Source organism: Caulobacter sp. 05T431 (assembly GCF_056665975.1).
This window is the reverse complement of record NZ_JBFTKU010000043.1, coordinates 1-14678: the sequence shown is the minus strand read 5'-3', so window position 1 is coordinate 14678 and position 14678 is coordinate 1. Positions and strand designations below refer to the sequence as shown.

Here is a 14678-nt window from a genome sequence, read left to right as displayed (position 1 = left end):
TGCAGCGACTGCAGCTTGGCGCTTTCCTTGGCCAGGTCGGCGTCGACCAGGTTGCCCACGCCCGCGTCGAGGCTGTCTTGCAGCTTGCCGACGAAGGTCAGGTGGGTGTCCAGGCCGGTCGAGCTGGTGCCCAGCGAAGCCAGCTTGTTGGTCGCCGTGCCCATGGCGGTCGTGACCGTGTCGATCATGGACTTGGCCGCGGCCGCCGACGTGAAGGTCGACGTCGTGGTCATGCCRATGCCCTTCAGCGACAGGGTCTTGGAGCTGACCGTGAACTGCGAGCCGTCCGAGTTGGCCAGGAAGGCCAGCTTGGTGGTCGAGCCGTCGGCGATCGACACGCCGTTGAACTTGGCGTTGGTGACRGCCTTGGTGATCTGGTCGCGCAGGCTTTCGAAATCCGACTTCAGGGCGTTGAACGAAGAGGTGTTCAGCGAGGTGTCGGAAGCGGCCAGGGCCTTTTCCTTCATCTTGCCCAGCAGGTCGGTGATGGTGTCGCCGGCGGCCAAGGCCACGTCGATGGTCGACTGGCCGCGTTGCAGCGAGTCCTTCACGGCGTTCAGCGAGCTGGCGGTCGACGACTGGACCTTGGCGGTCGCCCAGATCGCGCCGTTGTCCTTGGCGGTGCTGATCTTCTTGCCGGTGTTGATGCGTTGTTGCGTGACCTGCAGCTCCGAATTGGTGCTGTTCAGGTTTTGCAGGGCAATCATCGCGCCCGAGTTGGTGTTGACGCTATTCAGCKGCATCCGACTAGTTCCTATTCAAGGTTGTCGGCGTCATTTTGACTACCGAGAGCATTTTGCTCGCAACCAGGGTGTCGTCGGGCGGTTTAAAATGGATGAACTCGGAATATTGTTCGCGGCCAACTTTTGTAGGTAGGCAATTTATGCTGCGTCGGATTGTCTACGTTGGGTTTATGTGGCGTTTTGACGCAGTATTGGCTGATCTCCAGTAAATACTGGGATTGGGTTCTGGCGAACACTGTTCTGTCCGCCGGCGACCCCGCGACCAAACGTCCGGAGATTGCAGGTCAGGCGCACAGGCGCTGCGGCGCCACGTCGCGGTCGTCGGCGTCGAAAAGATCGAAGGCCTCTTCCCAGGCGGCCTGCCGCGAGGCGCGCAAGGCCGCGTCGTCGATGATCCGGACGATCTGGTCCTCGCGATCGTTCCACACCAGGCCGATGTCGGCGGCGCGCTCGGCGTCGCGGCCAAGCAGCAGGATGATGTCGGCCTTCAGCACCCGCTCGGGGCTCAGCCGCATCAAGGTGCGTCCGCCGCCGAGGTCGCGATGGACGTCGGCGAAGTCGAGCACGGCCGAGATCATGGCGGCGCTGACGGGCGCGACATGCCAGTCTTGGGCGAGGAGGCGGGTCATGGGCGGTCTCCAGGAAAGGCGTTCTGCCGGGCGGGTTTCTGAGTTTCCCTTTTGAGGGTGGCGTGCGTCAAAAACGGTCGTATAGAGTCGAGCCATGCGACACGACAAGGCGACCCGACTGCTCGACCTGGCCCGGATGCTGGCCGGATCCTCCGAGGGCATGACCCTGGACGAGATGGCCCGCGCCATGGACGTGGGACGGCGCACGGCCGAACGGATGCGCGACGCGGTCTGGGCCGCCTTCCCGCAGATGGAGGCGATCGAGGACCCGCCGACCAAGCGCTTCCGCATCCCGTCGGGCCTGGACAGCCTGTTCCAGACCCCGACCGCCGAGGAGCTGGCCGCCCTGCGCACGGCCGCCGACAGCTACGCCGCGGGCGGGGCCGAGGGGCGCGCCGCCGCGCTCCACGCCCTGGAGCGCAAGCTGATGTCGGCCCTGCGCGGCGCGGCGCGACGCAAGGTGGCCCCCGACCTGGAGGCCCTGATCCAGGCCGAGACCATCGCGATCCATCCCGGCCCCCGCCCGTTCGAGGACCAGGCGGTGCTGACCGCGATCCGCACGGCCGTGAAGGGGCTGCAGGCCCTGTCGTTCCGCTACGAGGGCGGCAGCGCGCCTGGCCGCACGCGCAAGGTGACGCCCCTGGGCATCCTGTTCGGCCACGCCAACTACCTGGTCGCCGCCGAGGGCAAGGACCCTCGGCCCCGCACCTTCCGCCTGGACCGCATGCACGCGGTCACGGCCCTGGACGAGCCCGCCCCGCCGCCCGAGGACTTCTCGCTGCAGGCTTTCGCCGACGAGAGCTTCGGCATCTTCCACGGCGACATCGAGGACGTGGCCCTGCGCATCGCGCCCGACCGCGCCGAGGACGCCCTGCGCTGGCGTTTCCACCCCAACCAGGTCGTGACCCAGGAGGCGGGCGGTTCGGTGCTGGTCACCTTCCGGGCCAGCGGCCTGCGCGAACTGGCCTGGCACCTGTTCACGTGGGGCGGCTCGGTGGAGATCCTGTCGCCGCCCAGCCTGCGGGAGATGATGGTCGAGGAGTTGCGGACGGCGCTGCGGGCCCATGAGGGGCAGGGCTGAGGCGCCTCAGTTTCCCGCTTTCTCCACGAAGGCCGAGATGGTGTCCGCGAACGCTTCCGGTCGCTCCAGATAGATGAAGTGGCCGCCGCCGGTCATGACGATCCGTTTCGCGCCGGGGATCAGGGCCTCCAGGGCGCCGGCGTGAGCGTGGACGTCGGGCATGTCGACCTCACCGGTGACGATCAGGGTGGACGCCTTGATCTCGCCCAGGCGGCCCATGACCTCCGGCCCGTCCTTGACCATCCGCGACGCGCCGAAATTGCCTGGATGGGCGGTGAGGTCGGCGGCGACGAAGGCGCGCTGGGCCTCGGCGCCCGGCGTCAGGATGTAGGGGTCCTTGACCGCGTCGGCGAGGCGGCCCTGGGACAGCAGGCCGACCAGTTTCTGGGTCCGATCGATGAAGTGCCGGCTGGGCTTGAAGCCGTTCACCGCGGCGCCGACCAGCACCAGGCCGTCCACGGCGTCCGGATGGGCCAGGGCGAAGTCCACGGCGATCCCGCCGCCGGACGACGAGCCCAGCATGGTGGCGTGGTCGATCCCGGCGGACTTCATCACCGCCGCCAGGTCGCCCACGGCGTCATAGGGCGCGGTCGCGGCCGGCGAGCTCCCGTAGCCCCGACGGTCGTAGCGCACGACCTTGAACCGGGCGCACAGCTTGGGCCAGGCGGCGTCGAAGGCCGAACTGTCGAGGATGCCGTCGTGCAGCAGAACCAGGGCCTCGGGGCCGGACCCGCAGGTCTCGTAGGCCACCTTGCCGCCGTCCACGGCGACGAAGGCGGGCGCGGCGAGGGCGGGCGCGGCGCCGAACAGCAGGCAGCCGGCCGCGATCGCCCAGACGGGCGTTGAAGGCAGTCGCATCGATCTCTCCTGTGATGAAGCGCCGTCAGGCGCGCTTGAGCGTGTCTTGCTCGGGGGTGTCGGGAAGCTGGTCGCTCGTGTCGTCCGGCGCGTATTCCAGGATGTCGCCCGGCTGGCAGTCCAGGTAGGCGCAGATGGCCTCCAGGGTCTCGAACTTCATGCCCTTCACCTTGCCGGACTTGAGCAGGGAAAGGTTGGCTTCGGTGATGCCGATGGCGCGGGCCAGGACGTTGGAGCGCACCTTGCGCCGGGCCAGCATGACGTCGAGGCGAAGGATGATCGGCATCAGACGAACGCCTCCCGGTCTTCCTCGATCTCGCGGCCCACCCGCATGACCTCGCCGATCACGAAGACCAGCAGGCCCAGCACGAACGCCTGGACGCTGGCCATGTGGGCCCAGTTCCGGTCGATCTCGTAGCCGGTGGCGGCCAGGACCAGGTGGCAGGCGAACGGCGACACGGCGTAGGCGCACAACCACAGGCCGATGCGGCGGAACTGCGCGGCGTTGGCCGGCGCGAACACCTTGCCCCGGGCATAGAGGCGGAACAGGCCGCGAAGGCTCCAGAACAGCATGATGATCGGCGTGGCCCGCACGATCCCCACCAGACAATAGACCAGCCGGTGGACCAGGGGCAGCGAGCCGAAGGCGACGGAATCCGGAGGGCCCTCGCCGATGTAGCAGTTGTCCGGTCCGATCCGCAGCAGCGGGCCCTTGTAGAACAGCATCGCGGCCAGGGCGGCGACCAGGATGGCCACGGAGACGCAGAGAAGGCCGGTGAACAGCCAGGCCAGGGCGCGGCTGCCCAGGCGCACGCGGCGCTGGGCGGCGGTCTCGGGCGCGGTCACCGTCTCGGCGCGCGGCTTGAGCTTGATCACGGACATGGCGACCTCCAGTGTCCTTACGCTCGTTCCGAAATTTCTTTCTGTCAAACGATAATTATCGAATGGCCGAGACGCCCACGATTTTCGGGCTCGATAATTTCTCCGGCCCGTGTCGAGAATGGCCGGACGGTTCCGACTAGCCCTCGAAAGCGCCGGGAGGACGGCGCTCCAACCGAAGGGAATAGCGATGAAGTACATCCTGATGATGCAGTTCGCCCTGTCCGAGTGGCGGACCGAGATGATCACCAACTGGCCCAGCGAGGATATCCAGGCGCACATGGAGCACCTGCGCCTGTTCCGCGAGGAGTTCAGCGCTTCGGGCGAGATGGTGGTGACCCATGGCCTGGCCGGACCCGACGACGCGCGGTTCGTGCGGGCCCGGCAGGGCGCGGCGCCGGAGGTGACGGACGGTCCGTTCCCCGAGACCAAGGAGTTCCTGGCCGGCTACGTGATCGTCGACGTTGAGACGCCCGAGCGGGCCTACCAGATCGCCTCGCGCTGGTCCGAGGGGCMCGGTCCCGGCGGAAAGCCGCTGAACCTGCCGGTCGAAGTGCGGCGGGTCATGTCGCCCAGCGGCGAGGAAATGTGACCCCGACGGCGCTGGACCGCGCGACGACGGCCCTGCTGCGCGAGCTGGCGCCGCGGGTGCTGTCGGCCGTGGTCCGCCGCTATCGTGACTTCGCCGCCGGCGAGGACGCCGTGCAGGAGGCGTTGCTGGCCGCCGCCCGCCAGTGGCCGCGCGCCGGCGTCCCGTCCAACCCGGGCGGCTGGCTGGTCCAGGTGGCCTCCCGCAGGATGACCGACCACATCCGCGGCGAGATCGCCCGGCGGCGGCGCGAGGCGGTGGCTGCGGAGGACGAGGTTCCGGTCGTGTCGTCGCCGGCCGACGACGTGGACGTCCTGGCGGCTCGGGACGACACGCTGGGCCTGCTGTTCATGTGCTGCCACCCGGCCCTTAGCGCGTCCTCGGCCATCGCCCTGACCCTGCGCGCGGTCGGCGGCCTGACCACGGCCGAGATCGCCGGCGCCTTCCTGGTGCCCGAGGCGACGATGGCCCAGCGGATCAGCCGGGCCAAGCAGAGCATCCGGGTCTCGGGCGTGCCGTTCGAGGCCCCCGACGCCGCCGAGCGGGCCGGACGGCTGCGGTCGGTCCTGCACGTGCTCTACCTGATCTTCAATGAGGGCTACACGGCCAGCGCGGGCCCGGACCTGCAGCGCGCCGAGCTGGCGGGCGAGGCGATCCGGCTGGCGCGGCTGGTCCGCGGCCTGCTGCCGGACGACGGCGAGGCKGCCGGCCTGCTGGCCCTGATGCTGCTGACCGACGCCCGCCGCGTGGCGCGCACGGGGCCGGACGGCGAACTGATCCCCCTGGCCGAGCAGGACCGGGGCCTGTGGGACCGGGCGGCCATCGCCGAGGGCGTGGTCCTGGTGGAGACCGGCCTGTCGCGCGGCGCGGTCGGGCCCTACCAGCTGCAGGCCGCCATCGCGGCGGTGCATGACGAAGCCGCCCGGGCCGAGGACACCGACTGGCCGCAGATCCTGGCGCTGTACGGCCTGCTGGAGCGGATGGCCGACAACCCGATGGTCCGGCTGAACCACGCCGTCGCCCTGGCCATGACGCGGGGCCCCCGCGTGGGCTTGCGCCAGCTGGTCGAGCTGGAGACCGACAAGCGGCTGGCCGGCCATCACCGCCTGGCGGCCGTGCGGGCCCATCTGCTGGAGATGGCCGGGGACCGGGACGAGGCGGTCGCGGCCTATCGCACGGCGGCGGCGCTCACCGCCAGCGAGCCCGAGCAGCGGTATCTGTCGGGTAGGGCGGCGCGGTTGGCGGGAAACGATTAGCCGAGCGTCACCCTGTTGATCCGCTCATCCGGCATTCGCCGGGATGAGCGGGCTTTCCTAAGCCGCCACCAGCTTCAGCAGCGCCAGTTCCTTCCCCCTCGGCGACGATGTCCGTCGCTTGGGCAGGCGGCTGGTCTCGAAGGCCTCCAGCACCTTGGGGTGGATATAGGCCGCGCGGCAGACGGCCGGGGTGTTGCCCAGCAGGCCAGCCACCGCCTTGACGCAGGTGTTGAGCGTGCGCTTGGCCTCGGTCTTGGTGGCGGGCTTGGGGCTCATGCTCAGCGCCTCCAGCGCCGCCAGCGAGCCGTACCAGGTGCGGAAGTCCTTGGCCGAGAAGTCGTCGCCGCAGGCTGCGCGGATGTAGTCGTTGACATCGGTGCTCTCGATCGCCCGCCGCTGGCCGTCCTCGTCGAGGTACTGGAACAGCCGCTGGCCGCGCAGCTCCTGGCAGGCGGCGACGATCCGCGCCAGGCGGCGGTCGCGGAAGCCGGTCTTGTGCTTCTTGCCGCTCTTGCCGACGAACTCGAACACCGCCCCGCCGCCGGCCAGCTTCAGGTGGCGCTTGCGCATGGTGGTCAGGCCGAAGCTCTTGTTGGTCTTGGCGTATTCGTCGTTGCCGACCCGGATCAGGGTCAGTTCCAGCAGGCTGACCACGGCGGCCAGCACTTTCTCGCGCGGCAGGCCGCGGCGGGAGAGGTCGGCCTCGACCCGCTTGCGCAGGCGTGGCAGGGCTCGCCCGAAGGCGGCCATGCGGTCGTACTTGCGCGCGTCGCGGTCGGCCCGCCATTCGGGATGATAGCGGTACTGCTTGCGGTTCTTCTGGTCACGGCCGATCGCCTGGATGTGGCCGTTGGGGTCGGGGCAGATCCAGACGCTGGTCCAGGCCGGCGGGATGGCCAGGGCCTTGATACGATCCAGGGTCGCCTCGTCCTTCACAGGCCGGCCGTCCTCGTCGGCGTAGGAAAAGCCCTTGCCGTGGGCCAGACGCCGGATGCCCTGCTCCTGGTCGTTGACATAGGCCAGCAGCGTGCGTTCGGCGGGTGTGGTGTCCAGCGTGTCGCGGGGCATGGCGCTCACCTGTCCACGGGACGGCGGCTGCCGTGTTCGGAATTATCCTGGGCCATCACTCGCTCCCAACCCTAATGTCCGCCAACGTGATAGACGGACCGCCGGTTCCGGGAGCGACGCGCCAGACATGAACTACCGACACGCCTTCCACGCCGGCAATTTCGCCGACCTGCAGAAGCACGCCATCGTTCTGGCCCTGCTGAAGGCGCTGACGGCCGACGACATGCCGCTGTCGGTGATCGACACCCACGCCGGGGCCGGGGCCTATGATCTGGGCGGCGACATGGCCCAGCGGTCGGGCGAGGCGGCGGCGGGGATCGGGCGACTGCTCGCCATGGAGAGCGTCCCGGCGGTGTTCGCGCCCCTGGTCGCGGCGGTCAAGGCGCTGAACGGCGGCCGCGACGGAACGCTCTACCCGGGCTCGCCGCTGCTGATCGCCAAGCACCTGCGCAAGACCGACCGCTACACCGCCTGCGAGCTGCGGCCCGACGATTTCGACAGCCTGCGCCGCACCCTGGCGCCCTACGCCTTCGCCCAGGTGGTCAAGGACGACGGCTACGCCACGGCCGCCGCGCGGGCGGGGAAGGGGGGGCGTACGTTCGTGCTGATCGACCCGCCGTTCGAGCGCAGCGACGACTACGCCCAGACCGTGGCCACGACCAAGGCGGTGCTGGCCAAGGACAGGGACGCGGTGATCGCCGCCTGGATGCCGCTGAAGGACCTGGAAACCTTCGACGCCTTCATGCGCGCGATGGAAACCGTCACGAACGACGCGCTAGCTGCCGAACTCCGGCTTCGGCCGCTGACGGACCCGATGAAGATGAACGGCTGCGCCATGGTCATGGTCGGGACCCCCAAGTCCGCCGAGGGCGCGATCGCCGAGGTCACGACCTGGCTGGCCGACAATCTCGGCGACGCCGGGGCCAAGGCGCGGATCTGGCGCGCGTGACCGGAACGGTCGGCCCCAGTTTCCGGGAAGCCTTCTGGGTCTGGCTCAAGGTCGGCTGCCTGGGCTTCGGCGGCCCAGCCGGCCAGATCGCCCTGCTGCATCGCGAAGTGGTCGAACGGCGCGCCTGGGTCGACGAGGCGCGCTTCGCCCACGCCCTGAGCTTCTGCATGCTGCTGCCCGGGCCCGAGGCCCAGCAGCTGGCCACCTGGCTGGGCTGGCGGCTGCACGGGGTGCGCGGCGGGATCGCGGCGGGGCTGCTGTTCGTGCTGCCCGGCCTGGCCGTGATGCTGGGACTTTCGGCCCTGTACGTCGCCCACGGTCGCGCGACCTGGGCCGGGCCGGCCCTGCTGGGGCTGAAGGCGGCGGTGGTGGCCCTCGTGCTGCAGGCCCTGATGCGCATGGGCGGTCGGGCGATCAAGGGCGTGGCCGGCTGGTGGACCGCGGGCCTGGCGTTCCTGGCCCTGACCTTCACCGTCCTGCCGTTTCCCCTGATCATCCTGGCGGCCGGCGCGGTCGGCTGGGCCCTGGGCGGGGGGAGGGCGGAGACGGAGGGATTCGAACCCTCGCTGCAACGGACCCCCTGGCGCACGGCCCTGGTCTGCCTGGCGGTCTGGCTGGCGCCGGTGCTGCTGGCCCTGGCGGTCGCGCCCGGATCGACCCTGGCCAGGATGGGCGGGGTGTTCAGCGTCCTGGCGGTGGTCAGTTTCGGGGGCGCCTATGCGGCCCTGGCCTATATGGGCCAGGCGGCGGGCGCGTTCGGCTGGCTGGCGCCGGGACAGATGCTGGACGGCCTGGGCCTGGCCGAGACCACGCCGGGACCGCTGGTGCTGGTGCTGGTCTTCGTCGGCTTCGTGGGCGCCTATCAGAACGCCCCGGCCGAGTGGGCGTGGGCCGCCGCCTTGGCCGGCGGGCTGATGGCCGCCTGGACCACCTTCGCCCCGTCGTTCCTGTGGATCTTCGCCGGCGGTCCGTTCTTCGAGCGCCTGCGGTCCCGCCCCCGACCGGCCCGCGCCCTGGCCCTGGTGTCGGCCGCCGCCGTCGGGGTGATCGCCAACCTGGCGGTGTGGTTCACGGTCCACCTGCTGTTCCGGACCGGCGCCGTGCACGGCTGGGGCCTGGTGCGGGCCGAGTTGCCGGATCCAGCCAGCCTGAACCTGCCGGCGGCGGGCCTGACGGTGCTGGCCTGCGGCCTGGTGTTCGCCCTGCGCGCCCCGGTCTTGGCGACGGTAGGGGCCATGGTCGCCGCCGGCCTGGCGCTGGGCGCGACCGGACTGATTTGAACCTCGACCGGATTTAGCGACTCCGCCCCGCCGAAAACCGTGTTATGCTGCACTGCAACAAACGGTTGTTGGAGCTCGGCCATGACCCTTTCGTTCCTTCCCGAAACGCCCAAGATCGACCTTGAGAAGGGTCCCAACCTGCTGGCCGGCGCGGCTTCGCCGCTGTGGCTGGTGTTCGGCGGCGCGGCCGCGGCCGGGGCGACCTGGTGGTGGTGGTCGGCCCGCTGGCGCGAGGCGGTCAATGTCGAGGCCCTGATGGCCACCGCCCTGACCCCGGCGCTCGCCGAGATCCCGCCGACGCCCGAACCCGTCGAACTCGCGCCCGAGCCGGCCCCTGAGCCGATCGTCGAACCGGTGATCGACCCCGTGACCGAGGCCCCCGTCTTGGCGCCGGTCGAGCTGGAGGCCCCCGAGCCCGTCGTCGCCGCCGTGACCGCCGCGACCGAGACCGTCGCCGAGGCGGTGCAGGAGACGCTCGACACCGTCGAAACCGTGGCGACCGAGACGGCGGAAACCGTCGAGGCGGCGGCCGAGCCCGTGGTTGAAGCCGTCGTCGAGCAGGCCAAGTCGACGGGCGACGACCTGACCCTGCTGGTCGGCATCGGACCCAAGCTGGCGGCGTCCCTGGCCGAACTGGGCGTCACCCGCTTCGAGCAGATCGCCGCCTGGGGCGCGGACGAACTGGCCGATTTCGACGCCAAGCTAAGCCTGAAGGGGCGCGCCGAACGGGACGCCTGGGTGGCCCAGGCCAAGCGGCTGGCGGCTGCCGACTAATCCAGCCCGAACGCGGCCAGCAGCCGGTCGGCCGCCGCCGAGGCGGGGAGCTCACCGGCCCGCACCGCGCGTTCTATATCGGCCGCCACGGCCGCCACGGCGGGCGCCTCGCGGAAGGCCTCGGCCAGGCGGTCCTGGACCATGGCCCACATCCAGCGGCTGTCCTGGTCGGCGCGCCGCGCGGCTCTCGCGCCGTTGGCGGTCATGATCTCGCGGTGGCGGCGGATCTGGGTCCACAGCTCATCCAGCCCCGCGCCCGTCAGGCCCGAGGCGGTCAGCACCGGCGGCGTCCAGTCGGGCGAGGCCGGCGTCAGGATGTGCAGGGCGTTGCGATAGTCGCGAGCCGAGCGTCGAGCCTTGTCCGGATCGGCGTCGGCCTTGTTGATCACCAGAAGGTCGGCCAGCTCGATCAGGCCCTTCTTGATGCCCTGCAGCTCGTCCCCGCCGCCGGGGATCAGCAGGGCCAGGAAGATGTCGACCATATCCGACACCACGGTCTCGGACTGGCCCACCCCCACGGTCTCGACGATGATCACGTCGAAACCAGCCGCCTCGCATAGCAGCATGGCCTCGCGCGTCTTGCGCGCCACCCCGCCCAGCACGCCGCCGGAGGGCGAGGGGCGGATATAGGCGTTGGGATCGACGCTGAGCCGCTCCATCCGGGTCTTGTCGCCCAGGATCGAACCGCCGTGGCGGCCGGACGAGGGATCGACCGCCAGCACCGCCACGCGATGGCCGGCGGCGGTCAGCATCGTGCCGAAGGCCTCGATGGTGGTCGACTTGCCGGCCCCCGGCACGCCGGTGATCCCGATCCGCTGGGCCTGCCCGGTGCGCGGCATCAGCCGTTCCAGCAGGGCGCGGGCGGCCTTCTGGTGATCGCGGCGACGGCTCTCGACCAGGGTGATGGCGCGGGCCAAGGCGGCCCGGTCGCCGGCGACCAGGCGCGTCTCGAGATCGGCGATGTCGATCGGTGGAGTCACGCGTCCCGCTTAGAGGACGACGGCGGTCCCGGAAACCGAAACCATCATCATCGAGCCGTGCGGGCCCACGGTGTTGTAGTCGAGATCGACCGCCAGGATCGCGTTGGCCCCCAGCTTCTCGGCTTCCTTGATCAGGTTCTTCAGGGCGTCCTCGCGCGCCCGGGCCAGCACCCGTTCGTAGGACTTGGAGTGACCGCCGATGAAGTCGCGGATGGCGGCCATCAGGTCCAGGACCACGTTCGCGCCAAGGATCGACTGGGCGTAGACCGCGCCCTTGTAGTCCTGGACCGGCCGTCCTTCGATGAAGGGGGTGGTCGAGATCAGCATCGACAGGTCCTCGTCAGCCGTGTTCGGCGCTCGCCGTTAACTTAAGCACAAACGCCGCCATTCGCGAGGGGCTCCCTCGGAGCGCGAGCGATTTGCGGATCGCTTTCGCCTGACACGCGAAACTACGCCGTGACCACTTCCGGCGCGCCCATGGTTAAGGCAGATTGCAGCGGTACCGCCGCTGGGGGCCGCCGGGTGATCTTCGCCAAATCGCATCTCGACCTGCACAACATCCGCAACAACGTGGCGCGGGTGAAGAAGCTGTCGGACAACGTGGTCGGCGTGGGTCCGCTGGGCATCGGTCTGGACGGCCTGCTGACCTGGATTCCGGGCGCGGGCGAGCTCTACAGCCTGGGCGCGGGCGGTTTGATCGTCTGGGACGCCATCCGCGCGCGCTCGGCGCCGATGATCGTCGTCCAGATCATGGCCATCATCCTGGTCGACACCGTGGCCGGGGCCGTGCCGGGCGTGGGCAAGGTGGCCGACGTGCTGTTCACCGGCCACAAGTGGTCGGCCGACATGCTGACCAACCACATGGACGACACGATCTATTTCGAGGGCACGCGCAAGGACGTGCAGGGCACGGCCGAGTACCGCGACCTGCTGGAGCGCATCCGCGCGGGCAAGGAAAAGCGCCGGGTCGTCTTCCTGGGCTGACACAACCAACTGGGCTGAGGCGCGTTGACCTGACATGACCGAACGCACCGCGGAAGCTTATGTCGTCGACGAAGGCCCTGCCAGCCACAGGCATCGGGCCCACCAGGCCTGGCGCTCGGCGGAGACGATCAAGCGCCTCTCCGACCGGCTGATCGGCCTGGGTCCGTTCGGCCTGGGGATCGACGGCGTGCTGTCCTGGGTGCCGATCCCCGGCGTGGCCGCCCTCTACAGCGGCGCCGCCGGGCTGATGCTGATGGGGCACGCCGTCAAGGCGAAAGCCTCGGCCGCGACCCTCGCCAGAATGGCCATCTATCTCGTCGTCGACACCTCGACGGATACGATCTGGGGCATCGGCTCGATCGTCGACACCCTGTTCCCCGGCCACCTGATGGCCGCCAAGGCGCTGCAGAAGGACATCGAGTCCCGCCACGGCCTGCCCGACGAGATCGACGCCAAGACGCGCAAGAAGCGCAAGGTGAAGACGGCGCGCCGCTAGAACAGCTGGTCGTACCAGGCGGTCGGTCCAGGCAGCCATTGGCTAGCGAAGTCGCATCGCCCGCGACGCCAGTCGAACACGTGTCCGCCGTCCAGGCAGGCGTCGGCCTCGAGCTGCCGGCTCAGCCACCATTCCGTCGCCAGCAGGCCTGCGACGAAGACGAGGGCCAGGCCCACGCGAACCAGCTTCCTCATGCCGGCGACGCCTTGCGGGGCAAGGTCCCGCGCTTCCTGGGTCCGTAGGCGATCCACCAGACGCCCAGGCCCGTGACCAGGCCCAGCACGGCGCTCAGCGGCCACAGCAGGGAAACGTCCGCGCCGTGCCAGCCGGTCAGCTTGACCGCCACGGCCGCGCCAGTGACCGCCCCGACCAGGGCGGCCAGCCCGCGATGATGGCGGCCGAACTGGTGCAGGCAGGCCCAGGCGCAGGCGGCGCAGAACACGTAGGGCCAGCCCAGCACCGCGCCGAACGGCAGGGCGGCGACCACCCCTGAGGCGGCGCTGGCGGCGCGCTGGGCCAGAGCCATGGCGTCGTCGGTCCAGATGATCGCCTGCGACAGGATCAGGGCGGGAAAGGCGAAGGCGAAGACGATCGCGGCGACGATGCGGGAGAAGGTGGTGGTCTCGCGGGCGGGCGGCGGGAGCATGGGCGGGCTCGGGGGCTGATGTCGGGAGGCTGCATCAGGCGCCCCGCCGGTGCGGCTTTGGCCGGTGTCCCGGGGGAGATGCGGTCAAGAGTCGGTGCACGGGGGCGCGTGGAGTGCCTTTTCGGTGAAAAAGGTTTTGGCCCTTGTCGGGAAGCGCGTCTGCTGGACGTCTTCATTCAGGTTGAAACCACCATCGGGAATTCGACAATGATCACGGTCTTCGGCGAGGGCAGGGGTTTCCGGGTCGTCTGGCTGCTCGAGGAGATGGGGCTGTCGTATCGGCTGCGGGGCGTCGACCTGCTGGTCGGCGTCGAGAACGATCCCGAATTCCTGGCGATCAACCCGGCCGGGTTCATCCCCGCGCTCCAGGACGGCGACGTCGTCATGGTCGAGTCGATCGCGATCATGGAGTACCTGATCGCCCGCCATGGCCCCACGCCGCTGGCGCCCCCGCCCGGCGACCCGACCTTCCCGGCCTACCTGCAGTTCCTCCACCTGGGCGAGGCGGGGTTGGCAGGGTCGATGTATTTCGTCTCGGGCGCCCGCAACATCGCGCCCGAAGGCCAGCGCGACAATTGGAGCGCCCGCCAGGCCCTGGACGTGTTCACCACCCGATTGAGCCTGGTGACCCGACAGCTGGAGCGCTCGCCGTTCCTGGCGGGCGAGGCCTTCACGGCGGCGGACATCTCCGTCGGCTATGCGCTGGAGATGGCGCGCAAGAACGTCGGGTTCGAATTCGGCGCGCTCGAACAGGCCTATCTGACCCGGCTTCGCGCTCGCGAAGGCTACCAGCGCGCCCTGGCGACGTGCCACGCCACGCGGGGTTGGTGGCAGAGCTGAGTTGGAGCACTTGCTCTAGTAACGGCTCCGCCGCCTGTCCGTCCCCTACACCCGTCATCCTCGGACTTGTTCCGAGGACCCCTGTGTCCGCTGGTTTGCCGTTTGGGTTGGCCCGCGACCTCGCCGCTCCACGGATCGTCCTTCTTCTCGGCTGAAGCAGGGGTCCTCGGAACAAGTCCGAGGATGACGGGCGTGGGAAGGGCGTTGGGATGGGCTTGCGGGGATACGGCGCGCTCCATCCCCGCGAACGCGAAAACAAAACCCAGCGATCTCAACGCCCTGCAAGAAAAGCAGCGTCACATTCGCCGCCGCGTTCAAACCGCCCGCATACTGGTCCTCGCCCTGTCGTGGGGGAGGACGTCCGGCCGGCGACCGATACGTGCGACAGGGGCGGTCGAGCGGGAAGCGCTCGTCGGTGGTTCTTGAATGAACGCCTTCGCGGCGGTCCAGGGCAGGCTCCCCTCAGTCGGGACGAAGCCCTGGCGGCGAAGGATCGGCGGACGCGGCAGGCCCGGGCTGAAATCGCCCGGGCGGTCCGGAAGGGGCGTCAACCTTCCGCCCGTCGGGGGCCTCCATCGGAGCGGGTTAAAAATCCGCGATCCGAAGGCTTCCGGAAAACGATCCGC

At 69.7% G+C, this 14678-nt stretch carries 19 protein-coding genes; 9 read left to right on the top strand and 10 right to left on the bottom strand.

Annotated features, from left to right (window positions below; translation table 11 throughout):
- The coding region (locus tag AC1U89_RS24265) for a flagellin (RefSeq protein ID WP_479902179.1) at nt 1-743 on the bottom strand (743 nt) is incomplete at its 3' end.
- A gap of 284 nt (nt 744-1027) precedes the next feature.
- On the bottom strand, nt 1028-1372 hold the full coding sequence (locus AC1U89_RS24260; RefSeq protein WP_479902178.1) for a hypothetical protein: 345 nt from the start codon (nt 1370-1372) through the stop codon (nt 1028-1030).
- 94 nt (nt 1373-1466) lie between these two features.
- Here AC1U89_RS24260 and AC1U89_RS24255 point away from each other — a divergent pair, with 94 nt between their 5' ends.
- Entirely contained in the window at nt 1467-2453 is a 987-nt protein-coding gene (locus AC1U89_RS24255; RefSeq protein WP_479902177.1) for a helix-turn-helix transcriptional regulator, read from the top strand.
- A 6-nt stretch (nt 2454-2459) separates the two neighbouring features.
- Here AC1U89_RS24255 and AC1U89_RS24250 read toward each other — a convergent pair whose 3' ends face one another.
- From AC1U89_RS24250 to AC1U89_RS24240, 3 genes are read right to left on the bottom strand one after another with little or no spacing between them, the layout of a single operon-like run.
- Nucleotides 2460-3311 (bottom strand): alpha/beta fold hydrolase, encoded by an 852-nt coding sequence (locus tag AC1U89_RS24250; RefSeq protein WP_479902176.1) that lies wholly within the window; start codon nt 3309-3311, stop codon nt 2460-2462.
- Nucleotides 3312-3336: 25 nt separating this feature from the next.
- On the bottom strand, nt 3337-3597 hold the full coding sequence (locus AC1U89_RS24245; RefSeq protein WP_479902175.1) for a helix-turn-helix domain-containing protein: 261 nt from the start codon (nt 3595-3597) through the stop codon (nt 3337-3339).
- Nucleotides 3597-4193: a DUF2975 domain-containing protein gene (locus tag AC1U89_RS24240; RefSeq protein ID WP_479902174.1), complete on the bottom strand. Its 597-nt coding sequence runs from the start codon at nt 4191-4193 to the stop codon at nt 3597-3599. The genes AC1U89_RS24245 and AC1U89_RS24240 overlap by 1 nt, the downstream gene beginning before the upstream one ends.
- Before the next feature lie 187 nt (nt 4194-4380).
- Between AC1U89_RS24240 and AC1U89_RS24235 the strand changes: the two genes are divergently transcribed.
- Both AC1U89_RS24235 and AC1U89_RS24230 read left to right on the top strand, forming a co-directional pair.
- Nucleotides 4381-4782, top strand: coding sequence for a YciI family protein (locus AC1U89_RS24235; RefSeq protein WP_479902173.1), 402 nt, complete (start codon nt 4381-4383; stop codon nt 4780-4782).
- Nucleotides 4779-6035 carry an RNA polymerase sigma factor gene (locus AC1U89_RS24230; RefSeq protein ID WP_479902172.1) on the top strand — a complete coding sequence of 419 codons (1257 nt, stop codon included), beginning with the start codon at nt 4779-4781 and terminating at the stop codon, nt 6033-6035. The genes AC1U89_RS24235 and AC1U89_RS24230 overlap by 4 nt, the downstream gene beginning before the upstream one ends.
- A gap of 57 nt (nt 6036-6092) precedes the next feature.
- On the opposite strand, the gene AC1U89_RS24225 is transcribed toward AC1U89_RS24230, so the two are convergent.
- Nucleotides 6093-7103 (bottom strand): DNA topoisomerase IB, encoded by a 1011-nt coding sequence (locus AC1U89_RS24225; RefSeq protein ID WP_479902171.1) that lies wholly within the window; start codon nt 7101-7103, stop codon nt 6093-6095.
- 127 nt (nt 7104-7230) lie between these two features.
- Here AC1U89_RS24225 and rlmJ point away from each other — a divergent pair, with 127 nt between their 5' ends.
- The 3 genes from rlmJ to phaH all read left to right on the top strand — a co-directional run bounded on the left by rlmJ (nt 7231) and on the right by phaH (nt 10106).
- A complete protein-coding gene (gene rlmJ / locus AC1U89_RS24220; protein WP_479902170.1) occupies nt 7231-8052 on the top strand; it encodes a 23S rRNA (adenine(2030)-N(6))-methyltransferase RlmJ in 822 nt (273 codons plus the stop codon).
- A complete protein-coding gene (chrA, locus tag AC1U89_RS24215; protein ID WP_479902169.1) occupies nt 8049-9332 on the top strand; it encodes a chromate efflux transporter in 1284 nt (427 codons plus the stop codon). The genes rlmJ and chrA overlap by 4 nt, the downstream gene beginning before the upstream one ends.
- A gap of 81 nt (nt 9333-9413) precedes the next feature.
- A complete protein-coding gene (phaH, locus tag AC1U89_RS24210) occupies nt 9414-10106 on the top strand; it encodes a phasin PhaH (protein ID WP_479902168.1) in 693 nt (230 codons plus the stop codon).
- On the opposite strand, the gene meaB is transcribed toward phaH, so the two are convergent.
- Together meaB and AC1U89_RS24200 are read right to left on the bottom strand one after the other, a co-directional pair.
- Nucleotides 10103-11086, bottom strand: a complete 984-nt coding sequence (gene meaB, locus AC1U89_RS24205; RefSeq protein ID WP_479902167.1) for a methylmalonyl Co-A mutase-associated GTPase MeaB — start codon at nt 11084-11086, stop codon at nt 10103-10105. The genes phaH and meaB overlap by 4 nt on opposite strands.
- Nucleotides 11087-11095: 9 nt before the next feature.
- Complete coding sequence (locus tag AC1U89_RS24200; RefSeq protein WP_479902166.1) at nt 11096-11413, bottom strand: heavy metal-binding domain-containing protein; 318 nt, start codon at nt 11411-11413, stop codon at nt 11096-11098.
- Nucleotides 11414-11608: 195 nt separating this feature from the next.
- Here AC1U89_RS24200 and AC1U89_RS24195 point away from each other — a divergent pair, with 195 nt between their 5' ends.
- Together AC1U89_RS24195 and AC1U89_RS24190 are read left to right on the top strand one after the other, a co-directional pair.
- Entirely contained in the window at nt 11609-12070 is a 462-nt protein-coding gene (locus AC1U89_RS24195) for a DUF4112 domain-containing protein (RefSeq protein ID WP_479902165.1), read from the top strand.
- Nucleotides 12071-12104: 34 nt separating this feature from the next.
- Nucleotides 12105-12566 carry a DUF4112 domain-containing protein gene (locus AC1U89_RS24190; protein ID WP_479902164.1) on the top strand — a complete coding sequence of 154 codons (462 nt, stop codon included), beginning with the start codon at nt 12105-12107 and terminating at the stop codon, nt 12564-12566.
- Here AC1U89_RS24190 and AC1U89_RS24185 read toward each other — a convergent pair.
- On the bottom strand, nt 12563-12760 hold the full coding sequence (locus tag AC1U89_RS24185) for a hypothetical protein (RefSeq protein WP_479902163.1): 198 nt from the start codon (nt 12758-12760) through the stop codon (nt 12563-12565). The genes AC1U89_RS24190 and AC1U89_RS24185 overlap by 4 nt on opposite strands.
- Nucleotides 12757-13212: a hypothetical protein gene (locus AC1U89_RS24180; RefSeq protein ID WP_479902162.1), complete on the bottom strand. Its 456-nt coding sequence runs from the start codon at nt 13210-13212 to the stop codon at nt 12757-12759. The genes AC1U89_RS24185 and AC1U89_RS24180 overlap by 4 nt, the downstream gene beginning before the upstream one ends.
- A gap of 207 nt (nt 13213-13419) precedes the next feature.
- On the opposite strand from AC1U89_RS24180, the gene AC1U89_RS24175 reads away from it, so the two are divergent.
- The gene (locus AC1U89_RS24175; RefSeq protein WP_479902161.1) at nt 13420-14052 is read left to right on the top strand and encodes a glutathione S-transferase family protein; all 633 of its coding nucleotides are present in this window, start codon (nt 13420-13422) and stop codon (nt 14050-14052) included.
- The last annotated feature ends 626 nt before the right edge of the window (nt 14053-14678 follow it).